19 protein-coding genes and 2 pseudogenes are annotated in these 20,321 nt (G+C 48.4%); 13 read left to right on the forward strand and 8 right to left on the reverse strand.

The annotated features are described in order from the left end of the window. The 4 genes from BP71_RS32315 to BP71_RS32330 all read left to right on the forward strand — a co-directional run. Window positions 1–938: site-specific integrase (locus tag BP71_RS32315; RefSeq protein ID WP_496385774.1), on the forward strand; the 938-nt coding region annotated here is incomplete at its 5' end. A 333-nt stretch (window positions 939–1,271) separates the two neighbouring features. After that, window positions 1,272–2,258, forward strand: a complete 987-nt coding sequence (locus BP71_RS32320) for an aldo/keto reductase (protein ID WP_496385775.1) — start codon at window positions 1,272–1,274, stop codon at window positions 2,256–2,258. Between the two features lie 66 nt (window positions 2,259–2,324). Further along, on the forward strand, window positions 2,325–3,080 hold the full coding sequence (locus BP71_RS32325) for a putative quinol monooxygenase (RefSeq protein ID WP_496385776.1): 756 nt from the start codon (window positions 2,325–2,327) through the stop codon (window positions 3,078–3,080). A 39-nt stretch (window positions 3,081–3,119) separates the two neighbouring features. After that, the gene (locus BP71_RS32330) at window positions 3,120–3,932 is read left to right on the forward strand and encodes a DJ-1/PfpI/YhbO family deglycase/protease (RefSeq protein ID WP_496385777.1); all 813 of its coding nucleotides are present in this window, start codon (window positions 3,120–3,122) and stop codon (window positions 3,930–3,932) included. Between the two features lie 69 nt (window positions 3,933–4,001). Here the strand turns inward: BP71_RS32330 and BP71_RS32335 are convergent, their stop codons facing one another. Further along, window positions 4,002–4,223: a 2TM domain-containing protein gene (locus tag BP71_RS32335; protein ID WP_496385778.1), complete on the reverse strand. Its 222-nt coding sequence runs from the start codon at window positions 4,221–4,223 to the stop codon at window positions 4,002–4,004. A 127-nt stretch (window positions 4,224–4,350) separates the two neighbouring features. Next, window positions 4,351–5,316 carry a sigma-54 interaction domain-containing protein gene (locus tag BP71_RS32340; RefSeq protein ID WP_496385779.1) on the reverse strand — a complete coding sequence of 322 codons (966 nt, stop codon included), beginning with the start codon at window positions 5,314–5,316 and terminating at the stop codon, window positions 4,351–4,353. A 91-nt stretch (window positions 5,317–5,407) separates the two neighbouring features. Between BP71_RS32340 and BP71_RS32345 the strand changes: the two genes are divergently transcribed. Continuing rightward, window positions 5,408–6,799 (forward strand): sigma-54-dependent transcriptional regulator, encoded by a 1,392-nt coding sequence (locus BP71_RS32345; RefSeq protein ID WP_496385781.1) that lies wholly within the window; start codon window positions 5,408–5,410, stop codon window positions 6,797–6,799. A gap of 11 nt (window positions 6,800–6,810) precedes the next feature. On the opposite strand, the gene BP71_RS32350 is transcribed toward BP71_RS32345, so the two are convergent. Beyond that, window positions 6,811–9,354: a tetratricopeptide repeat-containing sensor histidine kinase gene (locus BP71_RS32350; RefSeq protein ID WP_496385782.1), complete on the reverse strand. Its 2,544-nt coding sequence runs from the start codon at window positions 9,352–9,354 to the stop codon at window positions 6,811–6,813. A gap of 263 nt (window positions 9,355–9,617) precedes the next feature. Between BP71_RS32350 and BP71_RS32355 the strand changes: the two genes are divergently transcribed. The 6 genes from BP71_RS32355 (at window position 9,618) to BP71_RS32380 (ending at window position 13,499) form a co-directional block, all read left to right on the forward strand. Beyond that, window positions 9,618–10,196 (forward strand): Crp/Fnr family transcriptional regulator, encoded by a 579-nt coding sequence (locus BP71_RS32355; RefSeq protein ID WP_496385784.1) that lies wholly within the window; start codon window positions 9,618–9,620, stop codon window positions 10,194–10,196. Between the two features lie 138 nt (window positions 10,197–10,334). Then, entirely contained in the window at window positions 10,335–10,973 is a 639-nt protein-coding gene (locus BP71_RS32360) for an NAD(P)H-binding protein (protein ID WP_496385785.1), read from the forward strand. Window positions 10,974–11,026: 53 nt separating this feature from the next. Beyond that, window positions 11,027–11,452, forward strand: coding sequence for a cupin domain-containing protein (locus tag BP71_RS32365; protein ID WP_496385786.1), 426 nt, complete (start codon window positions 11,027–11,029; stop codon window positions 11,450–11,452). Window positions 11,453–11,493: 41 nt separating this feature from the next. Beyond that, a complete protein-coding gene (locus tag BP71_RS32370) occupies window positions 11,494–12,057 on the forward strand; it encodes a cupin domain-containing protein (protein WP_496385787.1) in 564 nt (187 codons plus the stop codon). Window positions 12,058–12,081: 24 nt separating this feature from the next. Further along, a complete protein-coding gene (locus BP71_RS32375) occupies window positions 12,082–12,651 on the forward strand; it encodes a carboxymuconolactone decarboxylase family protein (RefSeq protein ID WP_496385788.1) in 570 nt (189 codons plus the stop codon). A 38-nt stretch (window positions 12,652–12,689) separates the two neighbouring features. Beyond that, complete coding sequence (locus BP71_RS32380) at window positions 12,690–13,499, forward strand: alpha/beta fold hydrolase (protein ID WP_496385789.1); 810 nt, start codon at window positions 12,690–12,692, stop codon at window positions 13,497–13,499. A gap of 90 nt (window positions 13,500–13,589) precedes the next feature. Here BP71_RS32380 and BP71_RS32385 read toward each other — a convergent pair. The 4 genes and pseudogenes from BP71_RS32385 to BP71_RS32400 form a co-directional block, all read right to left on the reverse strand. Beyond that, window positions 13,590–14,015 (reverse strand): annotated as a pseudogene (locus tag BP71_RS32385) (NAD-dependent epimerase/dehydratase family protein); the annotation flags it as partial. A gap of 12 nt (window positions 14,016–14,027) precedes the next feature. Next, complete coding sequence (locus tag BP71_RS32390; RefSeq protein WP_496385790.1) at window positions 14,028–14,345, reverse strand: NAD-dependent epimerase/dehydratase family protein; 318 nt, start codon at window positions 14,343–14,345, stop codon at window positions 14,028–14,030. Window positions 14,346–14,430: 85 nt separating this feature from the next. Then, window positions 14,431–15,294 carry a helix-turn-helix domain-containing protein gene (locus BP71_RS32395; protein WP_496385791.1) on the reverse strand — a complete coding sequence of 288 codons (864 nt, stop codon included), beginning with the start codon at window positions 15,292–15,294 and terminating at the stop codon, window positions 14,431–14,433. A 63-nt stretch (window positions 15,295–15,357) separates the two neighbouring features. Further along, a pseudogene (locus tag BP71_RS32400) lies at window positions 15,358–15,453 on the reverse strand (AraC family transcriptional regulator); the annotation flags it as partial. Between the two features lie 440 nt (window positions 15,454–15,893). Here BP71_RS32400 and BP71_RS32405 point away from each other — a divergent pair. Beyond that, complete coding sequence (locus BP71_RS32405) at window positions 15,894–16,271, forward strand: RidA family protein (protein WP_496385792.1); 378 nt, start codon at window positions 15,894–15,896, stop codon at window positions 16,269–16,271. A 336-nt stretch (window positions 16,272–16,607) separates the two neighbouring features. Then, window positions 16,608–17,234 (forward strand): response regulator, encoded by a 627-nt coding sequence (locus BP71_RS32410; RefSeq protein ID WP_496385793.1) that lies wholly within the window; start codon window positions 16,608–16,610, stop codon window positions 17,232–17,234. On the opposite strand, the gene BP71_RS32415 is transcribed toward BP71_RS32410, so the two are convergent. Next, the gene (locus tag BP71_RS32415) at window positions 17,222–20,173 is read right to left on the reverse strand and encodes a ligand-binding sensor domain-containing protein (RefSeq protein WP_496385794.1); all 2,952 of its coding nucleotides are present in this window, start codon (window positions 20,171–20,173) and stop codon (window positions 17,222–17,224) included. The genes BP71_RS32410 and BP71_RS32415 overlap by 13 nt on opposite strands. Window positions 20,174–20,321 lie beyond the last annotated feature (148 nt).

Below are 20,321 nucleotides of genomic sequence, written 5' to 3' on the forward strand. Positions count from 1 at the left end.
AAGCATTCGACGAGCACATCGAAAAATTTGAATTGATGGTTCAACGTGGAATGCGTTCAGACAACACACTCCGGCACTGGCGAAAACTTAAAAGGCATATCACTGCTTTTATTAAGTTTCAGTACAAAAAATCGGACCTTAATTTTTCAGAGCTATCTGGTCTGTTTGCTGAGGAGCTTTACGAATACCTGACGCTTCACAAGCCAAAACCGCTCGCGGAGGGATCTGCCCGCAAAGATGTGAAGTGGACAAGACAGATAGTAAAAATCGGTGTCAAGAAGGAAATCATAACTCGTAACCCGATGGAGGGTTTTAAGTGCTCCGGCGGCGATGTCGAGGTAATCCCGTTGGAGTTCGAACAGGTGGAAAGAATTCACCGAAAGAAATTGCATGTTGAAAGGCTGGCTGAGGTGCGTGACGCATTCATTTTTCAATGCTTTACCGGCTTTGCCTACCAGGACATCTATGGACTGACGCGGGATAGCATTACGCTTGTTGGCCCGAAGAGGGAAAGGTGGCTCGTCCGAAAACGCGGCAAAACGCGGGTCGGCGAAATGGTGCCGATACTGCCGATTATCGAGGAGCTGATTGAGAAGTACAAGGACCATCCCTACTGCATCGCCCACGATAAACTGATTCCGGTGAACAGTAATTTCAGGTACAATACATATTTGAAGGAGCTGGCAGACCTCTGCGATATTCGCGACATAACAGGAAATATCAGAAGGCTGGACACTCATGATGCCAGACATTTCTTCGCGGATATGATGCTAAATAATGGCGTGCCCTTGGAAGACGTTAGCAAAATGCTTGGCCATAGAAACATCAGAACGACGATGCGTTATTGTAGGGTGAGAAAATCGCGCATCAGTGAAAATGTGGCAAGAGTAAGAAACAAATTGTTTTCCAGATCAGGTTTGCTACGATCGATATCTTAAATCTAGTTAATCGGTGATATGACGCCCCCGCCGGTTAGCCTGGCGGGGTTAAAAGTCGTACGCCGCTGACCTTCCCTGTATCCCTAATTTCTTAAACAATTGCTGAGCATTTTCTCCCGCCTCGTCGAAAGGGAGCCCCAGAGGATTCTGGCTGACCTAATGCACCTATCGTTCAGTATAGCCTTCTCTTAAATCACGCGTATATAATCAGGCCGGTGATGCGGATCACATTTTTTTTGTGACCAAACTCCTTCGATCGCGGCACGGCGGTAGTCTAATTTTGAATCTCCAATAACAGGGACAATTTCAGGAACTAATCAATTCAAATTTATCATGGAATACAGAAAGCTTGGCCTTACAGATATTGACGTGTCAGTCATCACCTACGGAAGTTTTGCCATAGGTGGCACCATGTGGGGCGGTACAGAGAAAAGTCACGCAAAGGAGGCGATTGAAGCATCGCTTGACCTGGGCGTGAGTACACTAGACACAGCCCCGTTCTACGGGCTTGGGCTTAGCGAAGAATTGATTGGCGAAACAATTCGGGGCAAGGACAGATCTAAAATTCAGTTGCTCACAAAATTTGGCATGGTATGGGACGGAAGCAACCAGGGAAAGGGCGATTTTATGTTTGATATCGAGCAGAAAGGCAAAACGTACCCGGTTTACAAATTTGCATCGAAGAGCAACGTAATTAAAGAAGCGGAAGAAAGCCTCAGACGCCTTAAAACCGACTATGTTGATCTTTTACAACTCCATTGGTTTGATTCCACCACCCCGATAGACGAAACAATGGAGGCGTTGCAAATGCTGATCGATCAGGGTAAAATACGCGCGGCGGGTGTTAGTAATTATAACAGGCAGCAAATGCTGGAAGCACAGCAAACCATTCGGCTGGCTTCAAATCAAGTCCCGTATAGCATGTTAAAGCGAGGAATAGAATCTGAAGTTATTCCCACCGCAGTAAGCAACGGAATCGGGATCATCGCTTACAGTCCATTGGAACGAGGTTTACTGAGTGGCAAATTTTTTCAAGGTAATACGCTCGATCCGACCGATCATCGAAACGACTATTTTCGGCAGTTCGACATTCCAAAAGTGCAATCAATGCTCGAAGAGATGGAGACGATCGCCTTGGATAAAACGATCACTTTGTCGCAACTCGTGCTTAAATGGACTACCCTTCAACCAGGGATCTCAATAGTGCTCGCCGGTGCAAGGAATAAAGAGCAGGCGATTAGTAACGCCTTCGCTATTGATGTTCAGCTCACCGATGAAGAGATTAGCTTCATCGACGAACAACTCCTGACGCTCGCATAGCGATCGCCCTCCCTAGCGCAGGTATCCTTCAAAAATGGAAACAGAACATTTCTTACCGCTGCTTATATGCGAAAAATTATACTGACAACAGCCTACATGTTACTCGCAGTGGCTGTTAATGCGAAGAACGCCCCACATTGGCCGGGCGAGGTACATTGCTGCAACGCGGGCAAACCGATAGCTGCCCGGCTTACCCGGTTTGAAGTAAAGCCTGAGCACGAAGCTGCATTCCGAAAAGCTTTGACTGAAATGGTATTATCCGCGATCCTGTTGGAGGGAAACATCATGGCCGAGGCATACCGGGAGGAAAACAAACAGACGATACTCTGGCTGGTCGACCGATGGAGCAGTGATAAGGAATTGGAAAAGTTCTCAAAAAGCACCCAAGGGCGCTTGCTCGATGCATTATCGCAAACGGCTCTTACCGCGCCGCCTAAAACCTACAAGCTCAACGACCTGGAACCTTTGAGCAAAAAACAGTGGCGCGCCGCTGCAAGAAGTAAAGACCAGTCGCTTACTATAATGCTTTTCGTGGATACGCGTGCCGGAACGCAGCAGCAGTTTAAAGATACCTACCACGTTGCAATGCCGAAGTTTCGCAGTGAGGCGGGCGTAGTGACCTATCAGCTTTCGGAGATTGAAGGCGATGGTACACAGTTCGTTACCTACGAAAAATTCAGAAATAAGGACGCTTTCGAATACCATCTCAATTTTCCGCCGGTTAAACCTGTCATCGAGTACCTGGAATCGAATGTCAAACAGCCGCCATTTCAGAATGGTCTTCATAACCTGGTCGAAATCGCGCCGATGACGCGGGAGTAGCGGAGTATCCAAGCCTTTTTTAACCAAATTTCAAAAACAATGAAAAAGAAAATTCTATTTCTGGGAAGCCTGGCGTTGTTGTCGGGTCCAATGCATGTGAATGCCCAGTCGGGTAGCTCGCATGAGCTCGAAGTAATCAATCAGCTGTCCTCCAATGCGGCCGTGTCTTCCATGCCCGTCTCACAACTATTGAATGCGCCGGGTAATGAAGCATTGAAAGCCTTTTTCTTCACGCCTGTTAAGAATAAAACTGCATTAAAAGGCAAAAAAATGGCAGTCCTGGCCGCCGACGGTTTCGAAGAAATAGAACTTCTCGGCCCGGTCTGGTATTTCCGGCAACTGGGCGCGCAGGTGGATATCGTCGCTCCAAAGTTCAATCCCGCCCCAGCCAGATATGGCTTGAGTACGCCTGAAATGGCTAAAAACCATATTATGGCCATTCAATATCTCAACCCGGTCGGGTGGGTAAAAGTAGACCGGACGGCCGACCAGATCAAAGTGGACGAATACGATGCTATATTCATTCCGGGCGGCGCCTGGAATCCGGATAATTTGCGGTATGATAAGGATGTCATCCGCTATATCAGGGAGTTCAATCAATCGGGCAAGCTGATTGCGGCCATCTGCCACGCGCCTGTGGTACTCGCGTCCGCGGACATTCTGAAAGGACGTAAACTGACCGGCTACTGGAACATTCAAACCGACCTGACCAATGCCGGCGGGATAGTGAGTGATGTGCCGGTGGTTACGGACGGCAACCTCATCACAAGCCGGCATCCGATCGACGTCGCAGATTTTTCAAAGGCTGTCGAAAGCTGGCTGACAAAAGCATCGGACGTTACCAAACGTTAAGTGGGACCCAAAGCAGAAAGCCCGGACTGGTTGACCGTCCGGGCTTTTTTGACATTAGGTTTGCGGGTATTAACTGGTTCGCCGCGTAAAAACGAAAACACCCAGGTAATGGAACAGTAGTCCGACGGCCCAGGCCGGTGTCGACCACAAAGGCCACGGATAAGCCGTGCCGGTAAAATACCATACGAGCCAGATGGCTGGCGTGACCAGTACGAAGGCCAGAAGATGGATCCGGAAACCCTTCCGCGCCTTCTCTTTGGTTGTCGCATCCCAGTTGGTAAGATTAGTCATACGAAAGTGGATGGGGAATAGTTGAAGAAAATCAAATTTACCTATCAACCCGCCGGGTGTCCAAGGAGCCAAATCACAGAAAAAATGTGCGCAGGATCACAGAAATGGCTTTGAGGATTGCATTGCGTCATTCGAGATACACTTTTTGGATGCCGAGCCTTTTCAGGGTGGAATGCAGGGTCGTAGGCGGCATTTGCAGCATTTGCGCGGCACCGCCGGGACCGGCCACTTTTCCGTCACACAATTTCAGCACCTGAAAAATATGCTCACGGACAACCTCGTCAATGGTTTTGACCCTATTACCTACCATGATCGAGTCTAGAATCTGGTCTTCCACGGACAAAAAAACCTGGTCGATAACCGGGCCGGGCGTCATGAGGACACTTCGTTCGATCAAATTTTCAAGTTCCCGTACATTGCCGTGCCAGCTGTGCGCCATCATGATCTTCATCACTTTCCCCGATATACGCAGTGCCTTTCGACCGCTTCTTATGGCATGTCTTTTCAAAAAATATGCGACCAATGCACGAATATCCTGTTTCCTTTCCCGCAGCGGCGGAATACTGATCGGAAATACATTCAATCTGAAAAACAGGTCGCTTCTAAACCGCCCTTCACGCACTTCCGCTGCAAGGTCCCTGCTGGTGGCGGCAATTACCCTCACATTGGTTTTAATAATGCTGTCCCCCCCAATTCGCTCAATCTCCTTTTCCTGCAAAGCCCTCAGTAACTTGGCCTGTAAAGACGGCGGCAATTCTCCTATCTCATCCAGAAACAACGTTCCGTTTTCGGCAAGCTCCCACTTGCCAATGCGCCGTTCGAAAGCGCCCGTAAAACTCCCCTTCTCATGGCCGAACAGTTCCGATTCAATCAGATCGGGTGGCAGGGCTGCACAGTTTACAGTAACCATCCATTCATTTTTTCTCGGCGAGTTTTGATGAATGGTTTTTGCCACGAGATCTTTTCCCGTGCCGGTTTCGCCAAGGACGAGTACTGTACTTTGCGCTTGGGCTACTTGTGAGATAAGGTCGCGGAGCTTCACCATTGCATTCGACGAGCCAATGATTTCCGGGTGGTTTCCGGTGGGTTTCATTTCTTCTGTGCCTGATAATGTCACAATTTAAAAAAGAAAATCACGTCGATTGCGTATTTTTAATCAAACATCTCCCCAGCGAAGCGACTACATGAGCTTGAAAGTATTTATCGTTGAAGATCAGTTTATCGAAGCAAACGATTTGAGGTTAATCCTGGAAAATGCCGGGCATTCCGTTTGCGGTATTGCCAAATCGGTGGACGCGGCATTACAGTTGATGACCACGGTCAGGCCGGACATCGTCTTGCTTGATATATTTCTCAAAGGACCGAAAACGGGCATCGATCTGGCTCCGGCACTTTCGGAAGCGAACATTCCTTTCATCTACATTTCCGCAAATTCCGATCCATCCACGCTGGATGCCGCGAAAACAACCCGGCCGGACGGCTTTTTGGTGAAGCCATTCAAAAAACAGGATATTCTGGTAGCGCTGGATATAGCAATTTACCGGTACCAACACGCAAACGAGCATGCGCGCCTGCAAACGCGTGACGCCGAAACAGCCCGACATAATGCCCTTCGGCAGCCAAAGCCGGTGGAGTTTAACGACATCATCGGTTCCAGCGGCAAATTAATGCAAGCCCTCGAATTGGTGAGCCAGGTCGCTCCGCTAGATACCACTGTGCTGATATTGGGAGAGACCGGCGTCGGCAAGGAAGGTATAGCAAAGGCCATTCACCAGATTTCCAGGCGAAAACACAAGCCGCTTGTCAAAGTCAATTGTGCCGCCATTCCGCCCGGCCTGATTGAATCGGAACTTTTCGGGCATGAAAAAGGAGCATTCTCGGGCGCGTCGGAACGGCGGATCGGCAAATTTGAGCAGGCCCAGGGCGGCACGATCTTCCTGGACGAAATCGGCGAAATGCCGCTCGAAACTCAAACCAAGTTACTCCGCGTTTTACAGGAAAAAGAACTGGAACGGATCGGCGGGCGCAGTACCATCAAGCTAGACATCCGCATTATCACGGCCACAAACCGGAACCTTTACAAAGAAGTAGGCGCTGGAAAGTTCCGCATCGATTTGTATTACCGGATCAACGTGTTCGCCATCACACTCCCGCCGCTAAGGGAACGCACGGAAGATATTCCCGAGTTGGTCGAATACTTTTTGAAGAAACACGCCCGGTTATCCCAAAGCTTGCCCAAGAACATCGACGCGGCTGCCCTGCCAAAACTGCAAAAATACACGTGGCCAGGTAACATCCGCGAACTCGAAAACGTGATCGAACGACAGATCATTCTGACATCTTCCTACGTCATATCAACCGTTGACCTGCCCGAGGGCGAGCCCGGCTTCCATACCGATCTTCCGGAAACGATGACAGGGAATAATCAAAAGAGCCTCATCTTATCGGCACTGGCGAAAAGTAACGGCAAGGTTTCCGGGAAAGGCGGCGCCGCGGAAATACTCAATATGCCCGCGCCTACACTGGTTTCCAAAATGAAGAAACTCGGCATTAACTGGCGGTTTGTCGTCGGCTGAACGGTACCGGCCTAGTTGACCTGTGCATCTGCACTTTGTTCCGCTGGTAAATATTCGCTCGTCAGTTTATGAGGGAATGACACCGACAGTTTCGTTCCATTGACGCTCGCGAGTTGAAAAGTACCATCCAGGTCTTCACTAAGCCCCCTGATCAATTTAAGGCCGAATGTATTCGATTGATTAATATCCACGTCGGTGGAAAGACCGATGCCATCGTCGGTAATGGTGAGAAGCAGCTCGCACCGGCCGCTGACCTTAAACCCGACCTCAATTGTTCCTTCCCGCTCTTCGGGAAATGCATATTTAAGTGAATTGGTAATAGCTTCATTCAATATCAGCCCGACAGGTACCGCCTGGGACAAATCCAGCTCGATGTTTTCCACGTTGACAGCGAAAATGATGCGCTTCCCCAGGTTGAAACTGGTGTTCAGATAATACACCAGTTCATGTATGTAGCTGCTCATCGCGATCCAGACCATGCTTTCGGACTGGTAAATTCTTTGATGCAGCATTGAAATAGCCTGAATACGGTGCCTGCTTTCGACGATGGCATTAACCGCCACATCTTCTTTTAAATGCGCTGACTGCGAGTTGAGTAAACTGATTACAATCTGTAAGTTATTCTTTACGCGGTGATGAACTTCCTTTAACAGCCACTCTTTTTCGTCGACCAGCCTGAGAAGCGATATGTTCTTGATGTTGATCGTTCTCTGATGTTCTTCGAGTTGCAGGTTCTTTTTCTGTTTGACACGGTAACCATTGTATAGCAACAGCAGCATGCCTACGAGGGTAATAATGCCTGCATAGGTAAACTTTTCCGTGCGCGATTTCAGCTCTAACTGCCGCTTTCTCAGCAGCGCCTCCTTTTGTAACAGCCTGATATCCTTGTCTTTCTGGGCCGTCTTGAAATTGGCCTTCAACACTGCAAACTGCTCGTCTTTCGTGACCCGCTGAATAGAGTCCCTCAAAAAAATGAACCGCTGGTAACTCCTGAATGATGCGAGGTGGTTTCCGGCAACGGAATCGATTTTATAGCTCAGATACCGCGCCTCCATTTCACGTGCCGGGCCGAGTTGCGGATAGGTAATCGCATTTTTTACAAAGCGTGCTGCCTTATCGAATTGCCCCTGATCCGTATAAAACCTGCCAACTGTGAGGTAGGCCGTTGGCCCGGAAACTGAATTGAGGTTCCGCCACCAGAATTTTTCCGTCGATTCGACTTCGCTGTTCAGCCGTATTACCTCCAGATAATAGCGCTCCGCAGCATTGTAATTCTTCATGGCCGCGTAACAATTAGCATAAAGGTAAGCCACCAATTGCTTGTTAAGCACCGTTTCGGGCTCGCCCCTGGTTTTCAAAAACGTTCTGAGAAATTGAAGTCCTTTCTGTGCATTATTCGTTTTGATTTCCGCATCCACCAGCCTGCTGATCAGCTTATAAGTATGTATCATATGGATCGGGCTGGTGGCGAGTACCAGTTTGTAGTACCTGATACTCGTAGCATGATCGCCGAGTGTATGGTATAAGTCCCCGATGGTCGAATAGACCGAATTCAATCGGCTGCTGTCTTTCATCGCTTTCAGGTTTTCCAGCCCCAATAATGCATAACGCAATGCTTTGTCGAGGTTATTTCTTGCCTGGTAGAATGCCGAAAGCCTTTGATAACTGGCGAAGAGGTCTTTATTTAACCCTGCCGATTTCAACAAGTTGAGTTCTGACAAATAGCGCTCTTCGGTCAGGTCCACCCTGTTGTGAAGCTCGTGAATGGCCCCTTCTTCATACAGGCAGTCGGCGAGCTCCTCAACGTTTCCCAGCTCTCGGTACAGGGCCTTCGCCTTTCCGTAACTGTAAATTTGTAAGGCATAGGTGGCCGTTTCGGGCAGATAGCGCCCCAGCTCATGCCACCAATGTGCCTGTCCGGGTTTATCCCCTGTTTTCTCGCAGTACCCTATGACTTGGTAAAAGCAATCCCTGCCCTTATCTATTTCCCCCAAATGAAAGTGATACTTCGCCCGGGCAATGCTGCTTTCAGTGATCCAATGCCTCGATTTCAGCTGCGCGCTCATCCGACCGGCCAGTTGCAGATAGGGATGGGCATTTCGCAATTCATCGGGTTTGGCATCCTTGTCATTGATATAATATTCGGCCAATACCAACAAAATGCGAATATATTGTTCGCCGTACACGCGTTTAAGGACCTCTTTTGCCTCGCGAAAATTCCGCTTCTGGAGCAGTGACTTGCAATGAATGAATGTAGCCTCGATACGGCCCTCGGTAAATTGCAGGGAGTTGCTAAGCTTTTCCGCTGTGCGCGCAAACAGGATTGAACTGTCCGCCGAGCCACGCGAGTCGTTCCAATGGTAAATGCTGCTGATTTTGAGCAGCAGACGAACCCTCGCAGTGTCTTCCCTGGCTGTCTGCAATTGATTAAGATATAAGGGAAGCGATAGGTAGGGATACCGCTCGACGTGTAGATGTCCCATGGTCGGTTGAGCGGCCGCCGATTGGCTGAATACAATTAAAAAGCCAGCCAGGAAAATTGCTTTACAGATCATAAATCCATCGGGTTGAGCTTTCATTCGGTAACGCCAGAATCAACCGGCAATCTTGAAGTTAAAAGATTTTTGGAGGGAGAACAACAGGTAAGCTTCAACTTTTTTCTTGCTTTTGAAAACGCTCAAGAAATGGCGAAATATCGTATCCAAGTCACACTATAAATTTTCTCAATCAATTAATAATCAAATAAATATACATTGGCACAGAGTTCGTATAGTCATTGTAGTTTTTTTACGTTATTCTCTTCCAAAATCACATAATGATGGAAAAATTACGAAGGCATATTGAAGAAATCACGCCGGTTAGCGACGATGAATTTGCGTATATCAGGACGTTTTTCACCGCTAAAAAAGTGAGAAAGCATCAGTACCTCATCCAGGCTGGCGACAGGGTGTCCTGTGAATATTGGATCGCCAACGGGGCCTTCCGCGCTTTTTACACAGATGATGGCGGGAAAGAACACATCCTGCAATTTGCGCTCGAAAACTCCTGGCTATCGGACTACAATGCGCTCTTTCACGAGACCGAATCGAATGTGAACGTCGTGTGCATGGAACAGGCAGAAGTATTATGCCTCTCACTTCCCGCCAGGGAGAAAATGGCGGCGGAGCTGCACAAGATGGAGCGCTTTTTCCGAATGAAAGTAACAACCGGATATACCGCCCAGCAGCACAGAATTATCTCATTGCTTTCGCAGAACCCAAAGCAGCGATACGAAGAATTTAAGAACCGACATCCGGAAATTATCCGGAAAATACCCAGAAAATACATCGCCGAATACCTGGGCATCAGCCGCGAGACACTTAGCCGGCTCTATCCGGCCAGTCGACGGCATTCATAAGGCAGGTAATTGTGACGGTAGTCACAGATTAATAGTGATTCAGTTCAACCATTTCTCTCGCGGTTCAGGTGAACTTTGTTGTCAGGAAAGGTATCCTGTACCGAAGGCCTGATTAACAAATAATGATAGCTTGAAACCATGAGAGCATTAATTATCGGAGCGACAGGTGCCACGGGCAGAGACCTTGTAAATGTCCTGCTTTCGGAGCCTGACTATACGCATGTCGTGACTTTCGTTCGCCGGTCGGCAGGCATTTTACATTCCAAACTGACCGAGCATATCATCGACTTTAATGAGCTCGACAATGTCGCCGCTTACATTCATGGAGATGTATGGTTCTCCTGCCTGGGAACGACCCTGAAATCGGCTGGTTCCAAAGATCAGCAGTGGCGTATCGATTTTGAGCTGCCATTACAATTCGCACATATTGCCCGGCGGAACGGTGTGTCCCGTGCGGTGCTGCTTTCGTCATTCGGTGCGTCGACATCGAGTAACGTACATTACCTGAAGATTAAGGGGCAGCTGGAAGAACGAATCGCCAGTCTAATGTTCGAGCAATATATTATTTTCAGGCCTGGCCACCTGCTGCGAGCAAATACAGACCGCCGGGTAGAACGCCTTACGACCGGCCTGCTGACTTTTTTGAATGGACTCGGTTTTCTGAAAAAATACAGGGCGCTGCCAACCGCGACACTCGCCCAAAAACTTGGTAAAGCCCCCAAGGTGCTTGGTGCCGGGGTGCATGTGATCGAACTGGATGAAATCTTCAGATTTTGAAACCTGAACAAATAGTTGGCTATCAACAAGCATAATTCTTAACGCTAAACGCAATGAAAAGACTTTTGACACCCATCGTATATCTTCTTTTTTCACTATTGGCTGCGACACCTTCACAAGGTCAGAAAATCAAGCTTCTGACAATCGGCAGCATGGAGGCTAAAAAAATTTCCGAAGGGATCATATTACGCTCTGAATCGGGGGCTAATGGAACATTTGGATACTTTGTAATGCAAAAAGGTGCATCGGTTCCGGTACATCATCATGCAAATGAGCAGTACTCATTTATATTGAAAGGCAGTGTCAAGGCTTTGATTGGTGACACAACGATGATTATTTCGGCTGGCCAGGCTGTTCTCATTCCGCCTGGTGTACCCCATAGTTTTACCAGCTTAGAGGAAGGAACAATAGACCTCGATTTTTTCGCCCCCAGGCGGGAAGACTGGATTAATGGAACCGCTGATTACTTTAAGAAATAGATTCCTCGCATTGTAAAGTTAAATACTACCAAAACAACCCAATGAGCCAAACTCCAAAAACATTCAGACGCATTGTGACCGGACACCATACGGACGGCAGTGCCATTATCGTTTCGGATGCCCCACCCGCACGCGCGCAGCTCGTTGGTGGGCCCGGCGGCCCCACCTTCTTCGAGGTATGGCATACCCTGGAAACGCCGGCATTGATCCATGCCCAGCCCGATGATTCCGACGAGACTGGTCTGGTACTGCCTCCCCCTAAGAACGCTACGCGTATAAGGGTCATCGAGTTCCCTCCGGAAGGTGAAGAAATCCGTAAGCTGACAGGTGCAGACGCTGCCGCGAAATTCAAATCCATGCGCGATGAACATGCTTCTACTTCCGCAGCCGGAGCACCACATCCACTCATGCACCGCACACAAACCGTCGACTACGGGATCGTGCTCGAAGGAGAGATAACGCTGGTGCTTGACCGTGGTGAAACCGTCATCCAGCCCGGCGATATCGTGATTCAGAACGGCACGAACCACGCCTGGGCAAATCGGTCCGGCGGCCCTTGTCGTATGGCATTTATACTGATCGACGGTGAATTCACTCATCCATAAGCATTCAACTTTTATCACAACACAATGCGTATTATACCATTATCCCCTGATGCCCTCAGCCCTGAACTCCGCTTCGTCCACGATGAAATTGCCGGCCTAGTTTCTGCCAGCCAGGGGCAGGTGAAGATGCTCGATGAGCAGGGCGCATTGCTGGGCCCGTTTGCGCCAATGCTGCATTATCCGCAGTTCGGCGTTCCCGCGCTAAGCTTTTTAAGGACGCTAGATACGCACGCGACGCTTCCCAAAACGGTACGAGAAGTAGCTATTCTTGCCGTCGGAGGCCTGTTTGGCGCGAAATTCGAGCTTTACGCCCATGAAATTATGGCCGAAGCATTCGGGTTATCCCCAGATGTAATTGCGTCCCTGGCAGCAGCCGGGTTTCCCAACGGACTCACGCAGCAAGAAGCTATCGCCCGCGACATTGCAAACTGCCTTGTCAAGGGCCGCATCGTCCCTGATTCAACCTATAATCACGCCTTGAATCTGCTCGGCCGTGAAGGCGTCGCCGAGCTGTATTTCCTCATCGGCGGTTACAGCCTGATTGCTATAATATTGAACGGCTTCGACATGCCTGCACCGGAAAAGCCGATTTGATTACAATTTTTAGAACCCAGTATTCAAAACCCAAAAAGATGAAAACAACGAGCCTGATGCTCCTATCGGCAGCATTCGCATTATCAGCTATGGCCTCATGTACCCAAGATGACCACATTCTCGCGCCTACCCACACCTACGTGTTCGTGCATGGCGCATGGCAGGCACCTTACGTTTGGGAAGAGGTGAGTGCCCAATTGATTAGTTCCGGAAACAAGGTGATCGTTGTCGAGCTACCCGGCCACGGGAAAGACCAGACCCCACCGTATCAGCTCTCTCTAGACGTTTACAGGGACAAAGTGATTCAAGCGATCAATTCAGCCAATGGCAAAGTCATACTGGTTGGGCATAGTATGGGCGGAATGGTGGTTACACACGTGGCTGAGAAGATACCGTCTCAAATCGAGAAACTCGTTTACATTGGCGCGTTCCTTCCATCCAACGGTCAGTCGCTGCTCGAACTGGCCAATTCTGATCCGGATTCGAAACTCGGGCCAGCATTGAGTCAATCCGCCGATAAACTCCTGCTGGACGTGAACCAGGCCGAACTTATCAACCTTTTTATCCCCGACGGCTCGCAGACGGCGAAGGATAAGGTAGTTTTAAACTACCGCGCAGAGCCCGCCATTCCATTTACAAACACGGTGGCATTAACAAGTACAGGCTTCGGATTGGTGGACAAGGCGTATATCAAAACCCTTCAGGACATTGTAATTTCCCCAGGACTGCAAGACCGCATGATAGCAACTGCCGGCATCAAAACGGTCTATGAAGTGAGCACGAGCCATTCGCCTTTTCTTTCCCAGCCCAAATTCGTTGCTGATATCTTGGCAAAAGTTGCTAAATGACATAATTCCCGAGATCCAGCTATTCGGCCGGCGATCATTCTCGCTGGCATGCCTGATCGAGGTGGGGTGGTTTACCAAGCATGATATAGACTAGTTGCGAATACATCTTTCCTCAAAGGTATCGGCTGCTTGTCCCACAGAATCAGCCAGTTCGTACAAAGTGATCGGTGCATCGTCGGCTACATTGAAAATCTCTCCATCCAATCCCTCGGTGGTGAGCAGCAGGACCAGTGCCTGCGCCACATCCAGGTGGTGGACCATATGCATGCGCGATCCCGAATGCATGTTCAGCTTTTTAATATATGGGATAATTTCGGCGATATGCGGGTCTTTATCACCGTAAACAAAGCCAAGACGCAGGATACGGACGTCAAATCCCTGGTTTTGCTGCATCTCGATCAATTCCCTTTCTGTGGCGATCTTACTGGAAGAGTAAGCACGCGGGTCGTTAACGTCCACCTGTTCGTCTTCTTTGGCCGGGCGGTGGTAACCTGTACCGTACACATTGGAGGTACTGGTAAAAACAAATCATTTGACACCGGCTTCGTATGCTGCCTGCGCTAATGCGATACTTCCCTCGCGGTTGGTTTTGATGATACCTTCATTATCTGTCAAGGTTCGGAATAACGCGGCAAGATGGATCACGGCATCCATACCGGATACGGCTGCCGGCAGTGTGGCTGGTTCAAACAGGTCGCCGGTTATGGGTGTCGCACCGAGCTCTATCAAACCGCCAGCTTTTGCAATGTCCCTGACCAATATCGATACATCATAGCCTTTGGCTATCAGGCGTGGCACTAAACGGCTTCCTACTTTTCCTGTTGCTCCTGTTACTAAAATTTTCATGGTTGAATGATTTAATAATGATACGGCAAAATTAGGCCGCAGCTGGGCGGACAGCCAATCAATATCAAACCAATAACTATGACTTTCAAACCTTCCGGAAAGTGTTCGGTGTGCTACCAGTCAGGCGTCTAAAATAGTTATTAAAATACGCAGGGTATTCAAACCCAAGCGCGTAAGCGATCTCGGCCACGCTCCAATCACTATGTTGCAACAGCGCTTTTGCTTCGGCAATAATGCGCGAGGATATATGCGCCGAGGTGGTTTTGCCCGTCGTTTCCCTGACAGACCGGTTCAGGTAATTGACATGTACACTTAAATGCCTGGCATAGTCCTGCGGACTGCGTAGACGGAGCGGCTGGTCGCTGCGCTCGATCGGGAACTGCTTTTCGAGCTGCTCAGTGAAAAGATGTGTAAGGCGGCTTTCGCCATTTCGGAAAGTAGAGCTATGCTGAGCGGGCTGTATTCGAAGGGCCTCGTGGATGATGAGCGCAATGTAGTTTTTGATCAGATCGCTTTTATAAAGATAGTTGCCGTCGTAAACAGACAGCATTTTCTTAAAAAGGCCAGTCATAAATGCGGCTTGTTCTGCATTCAGCGTTACAACCGGATTTTCGCCAACCCTGAAAAGCGGGGAATCCTGTAAGTCCCGCCCATTGAGGAAGGTTTCGGTAAAGATACAGGCGTAACCACTGGTACGGTTGATACGACGAACGAGCGCGTGCGGCACTTGCGGGTTGACAAAAAAGAGTGCTGTTCCTTTGATGTCCAGTAGCTGACCACCAAAATTTATGGTCATCTCGCCGTTGACCAAACCCATTTTGTAAAAGTCGCGCCGTCCGGCTTTGACCGGGACTTCTGTTGATTCCGGGAGGGGGTGAACTTTAAAGCCTTTAAGTCGAAGGTCCACCTCATTCAGCCAGGGGATTCCAGTTCTTTCTTCATTTAGCATTTGGCAAAGTTAATAAAATCAATCCTTTGCCATTCTTACATTCATTGCTCAGAGGGAATGTTTTTACGTGAACGAAGCCCTGAACTCCATCGGAGATTGATTGGTTTTGTTTTTAAATAGCTTGCTGAAACTTTGCGAATGTTCAAATCCGAGCTCATAGAGTTGCGCCGGCGCTTATGATTCTTCCGGACTATTTTGGCCTACCAGGCATCTGGCTATCCCGCTCTTTGGCCGAAATACTGACGCTGCTCCTTTTTGCTGCCTATACAATGTATTACAATGATCGATACTATGCGGCTGGTGCCATCACGCCTGATAGTTAGTCACACATAGCACGTCCATGCCAAATCCATGTCCATGCAAGCCGTTTCCAGTTCTTCAACGGCTTGCCATTATTATTCAACCATCGTTTTGCATTATAATGTCGGTAAAATCTAATGGTGCAGGAATCTAGTAGCGGGATATTGCGAGCATAGGGGTTACACTGTACCTTCGCATGTAAATTTCGAACAATGCGCAAAACCAAATGTGGCATTGGAAGCCCCCAAAAGGAATGGCTGTGAAACTTTTAATGAAAACATATCCAACATATTAATCACATGAGTACAATCGAAAAGGCTTCCGCACCGGCAGTGCCGATTTCAAAAGCATTGGTATCCAACGGATTTTTGTTCATTTCGGGTCAGATTGGCTCTGCTGGCGGGCAGTTGGTGAGTACCTCCTTCGAGGATGAGGTAAGGCAAGTATTTGCGAATATAGAGACAATACTTGACGAGCACGGGCTGACTTTCGGCCACATTGTCAGTGTTACCGTGTATTTGACGGATATGAGGTATTTCGACCAGCTCAACGCAGTGTACCAAACTTATTTTGTTGACCGCTATCCGACCCGTACATGCCTGGCCGTGGCAGGTTTGCCCAAACAAGCGCGTGTTGAGTTGACCACAATTGCCAGTTTAGAGCTAAAAATGAGCTAGTACGCACCGGATGTAGTAGATAACGTGGTTGCTGACGCGCTCAGTAACCACGAACCGGATAAGGAGGCCTGTTTGATAAGTACTTAGGAATTTTGTAATGCTTGACGGATCGAGCAGGAAATCGTTTTGTAGCAGATTTTCGACAGATAATGGCTGGTTATCAATACATGGCTTTTTTTTCTGTTTTGTACCTTGCGGGTTGATAATTTACTGTATATCCGTTTTTTGTTTTGTGAGTGAAACTGGAAATTTTACCCTCCTGCCCCATTCTGGCTTTATTCGAGTCAACCAGGCCGGTCTTAAACGGTTTCTTCGTCTTTCCCAAGAATCAACGTTATGAAAAGAATAATTGTCGCTGATGATCACCATGTCGTCCGCTTTGGATTAGCCATGATGCTTGTGGAACTCTTCCCCGATTGTATCATCGATGAAGCCTGGGATACAGAAAGTGTAATGGCCCTGATGAAGAAAAACACCTACACGTTGGTGTTGCTGGATTTAGTTATGCCCAATACAGATCCCGCTATTTTGATGTACCACATCAAAAATTTTCATCCCAAAACCAGGGTGCTGGTTTTGTCAATGAATGAAGAAACGCTTTACGGTGCCCGTTTTATTCAACTGGGTGCTCACGGTTACCTAAAAAAGGATGCACCGAAGGATGAAATTGGAAAGGCAATCCATATCATTCTGGCGGGCAAGAAATATGTAAGCCAGAAACTGGCGGACATCTTGTTACAAAACTCTTTGGAGGGGAAATCGAACCGTCCTTTTGACAGACTGAGTACAAGGGAGTTTCAGGTAGCCATGTACCTCGTGCAAGGCCACACCCAGGTGCAAATCGGCGACCTGATGAAGCTCAAATACGGCACAGTAAACACGCTAAAACAGCGCCTCTATGAAAAGCTGAACATAGAAAGCCATAACGAACTTGCCGAACTTGCTTTCATTTACGGGGTTTGATAACCCTTCTTCATTTGAAGACCAGCCGGCTGCAATGCAATCCCGCTGACGACGACGACGGTACCCTTGTTCTCCTGACTATCTATTGCCAAATGCATGCTCAAGCGAGTGACAAAATCAATAATGAACTGGTACCCCATTCTATTCCCAGACTCAAAATCTAGGGTTTCCCCGGAGTGTCGAATCAGGTTATTTATCTTTCCCAATGTTTCGGGTGTCATACCCTTGCCTGTATCCGACACACGAACTGAGCAGGTGTTGTCACTATCCCTGTAACAATGCACGCTTATAACGCCCTGATGGGTATGCTTACGGGCATTTTCTACAAGGTTGCGTAATATTGCCTTCAGCAGCTCCCTGTTGGTATATAGCTCGTAATTCTCTTCAGTTGTAAATTCAAAGGTATTACGCTGATGCCCCAATATCTCTTTGAAAAAAAGGTCGAGTTCGCTGACGAGTGAAGTAAAAGAAAAGGCTGTTTTCTTTAAATTAAATCTTTCGTCCTGTACCCGTGCCCATAGACTTAACTCATCGACAAAGGCATAAATTTCCCGGCTGGCGTTTTTCATTTCCCTGCTTATTAAACCTGCCTTCTCGTGTTGATTGGACATGACGGCTTCATAATTGGTATCGGACAGGTAACCCAGGAAATGCAATGGTGATTGGAGGTCATGCCCTACCATCATCAGCATCTTTTCTTTGAGCCGGTTCGCGTTGTTAAGATGGAAAGTGCGATTTGCCACTTCCTGTTCCAGTTGTTTGTTTTGCTTCAAAAGGTACGCATACCTTATTTTCACAACCAGATAGATCAGCAAGAGAATCAAAATAATGGCGGCCAGTTTAAAATAAATGGTCTGGTAAAAGAACGGCTCGACAAACAAAGAAATGCTTGTCGTGGTGATGTTACCCGGGCCGAATCCCGCAGTTTTCCGGAACTGCAAACCGTATTGTCCGTGCGCGAGGTTATTGAACACCACCTTATTGTCTTCATTCAAGGGGTGCCAAATGCTGTCCAGGCCCGTTAGCCTGTATTCAAGATACTGGTTGGCCGGGTTACCGTAAAATGGCGACGCCACCTGTACCTCAATGTACTTGAAGTCCGATTTGAGGCCGATCGAATGACCGTTCGGATAATGCTGTTTGCCATCAATCAATAGCTGATCGACAATGATCCTGCTGACCGGGAGTAATTCCTTAATGCTGTCCGGATAAAATTGCACCAACCCGTCTATCGAAGGAAAAGAAAATTTACCATTGCCCAGAACGACAGCGTAAGGGGTGCAGTTTCCATTGAATTCATTGGTATTAAAACCCGATTCCTGTTTGAAACACTGGTAATATATGTCGGCGGTTTTCCCTGCTATAAAGAGATCAAGGTCTGCTTTCTTGCATCGGAAAAGGCCGTTGTTTGTACTCATCCAGATAAACCCGCTATGGTCCTCCATGAAGGAATGGACATCTTTAAGTGAAGCCTTCCTATCCAAAGGCAGCTTTATAACGCGGCCGCCTTTAATAGCATAGAAACCCTTGCCGGTAGTGCCCACCCAAAGCACGTTGTTCCGATCCAGGTGCAGGGCTTCAATGTTGTAATGTTCGAGTGTTTTGTAGTGAATTTGCTTTCCTGTCCTGACATTCAGCAGCGCCATCAATTCCCTTCCCGCGATCCAGAAGTGCTCATTATCAACGGGCAAAAAAGTTTGTGCTCCATAATTGATATCGCAATGTTCGGGCAAAGATCGCAGTGAATCGCCATCTACATGTACCAGGCGCCGACCACCGGAAGTCAATACCCATATGCGGCCGTCCGGTGTTTCGCGGATGCAACTGCTTCCGCGGCGGTTAAACCGCTGCTTCAACTCACGGAGTTTTTCATCCATCTCAACCAGCATCACGTCGTAGGTTGTGCTCGACGTCATATACGTTCGGTCGAGCCAGTAATGCCGCCGACTATCTCTGAGCACACCCTGAAACGAACCTACATCGAAAGGGAACCCCAGACGCGATCCACCCGGATAAAGGAGTCCAAAGGCAGTGAGGGCGCCGGTTTCGCCATAGGGTACCTGTGGGTAAAAGTTTCCGTATCCATTGCTATGTCGGTAGGCTTCAAACTGTTTGCGGCGCAGAATATACACCCCATGCGTCGCCGTTCCAATCACGTACATATTCAACCCGGGGTAATGCCGAAAGCAAGTGACATCCGAGAAGTCCGCTTCCAGTACCAGCCTCGCGTGTAATTCATTTCTCCCTGCCTCAGTTAGCTGGTAAATAGCTTTGTCGGTATGGTAATATAACAGGCCGTCATACCCTAGCAGACCCTGTACCTTCGGCTCATCTTTTGCGGAAGCTGTCAGGTGCGGCGGCAAGCCGGTTATCCTGACAGTTGTTCTATGCTTGTCGGCATCGACGCACGATAATAACCCACGCTTCGCCAGGAAAAAGCATTTCCGGCCCTGAATAGCCCAAAAATTGCCTTGCCGACCTATTACGAGCTCGGGCAGGACCATTGACCAGCGAAGCTTTCCTTCCGACAAGAATGATAGCGAGTGGTCCTGCACCGAAAGAAACTCGGTCTGCAACCGGGTGATCCTTCCCAAAAAGGCTTTATCTGAAATTTGCTGCATCCAGCCTCTGCTGTCGAATGTCAGGAAGGCCCCGTCCCGGAAACAGAGTACCCCGGCCGTGTCGAGTGACAGTTCTCTGACGCGGTTGGATTTCATCAGCGGATAGTGATCGGCATCGAATAGTTTAAACCGCTGCCCGTCAAAACGCACCAGCCCGGCTTCCGTGCCGATCCACAGGAACCCGTCCTTATCCAATTCCAATCCTTTGGCGCTGTTTTGCGGCAACCCGTTTTGGCTGGTATAATGGGTGATATAATAGTCGGATGGCGCAGCCGTTCCCCTCCCCGGTGTTATCAGAACTACAATCCATAGCAGCAAATTTATTCTACAAGCAAGATAATACATATGTCCTAAAAAAGGTGTCTATGCGCCGTATGGAGGGCAACGAATGTCAAGATATGACAGTTTTGTAGTGATGTCAATACAAACTTATACTATGTGTCAATACAAACCAACTGATGCATTA

Source organism: Dyadobacter ginsengisoli DSM 21015, assembly GCF_059568735.1.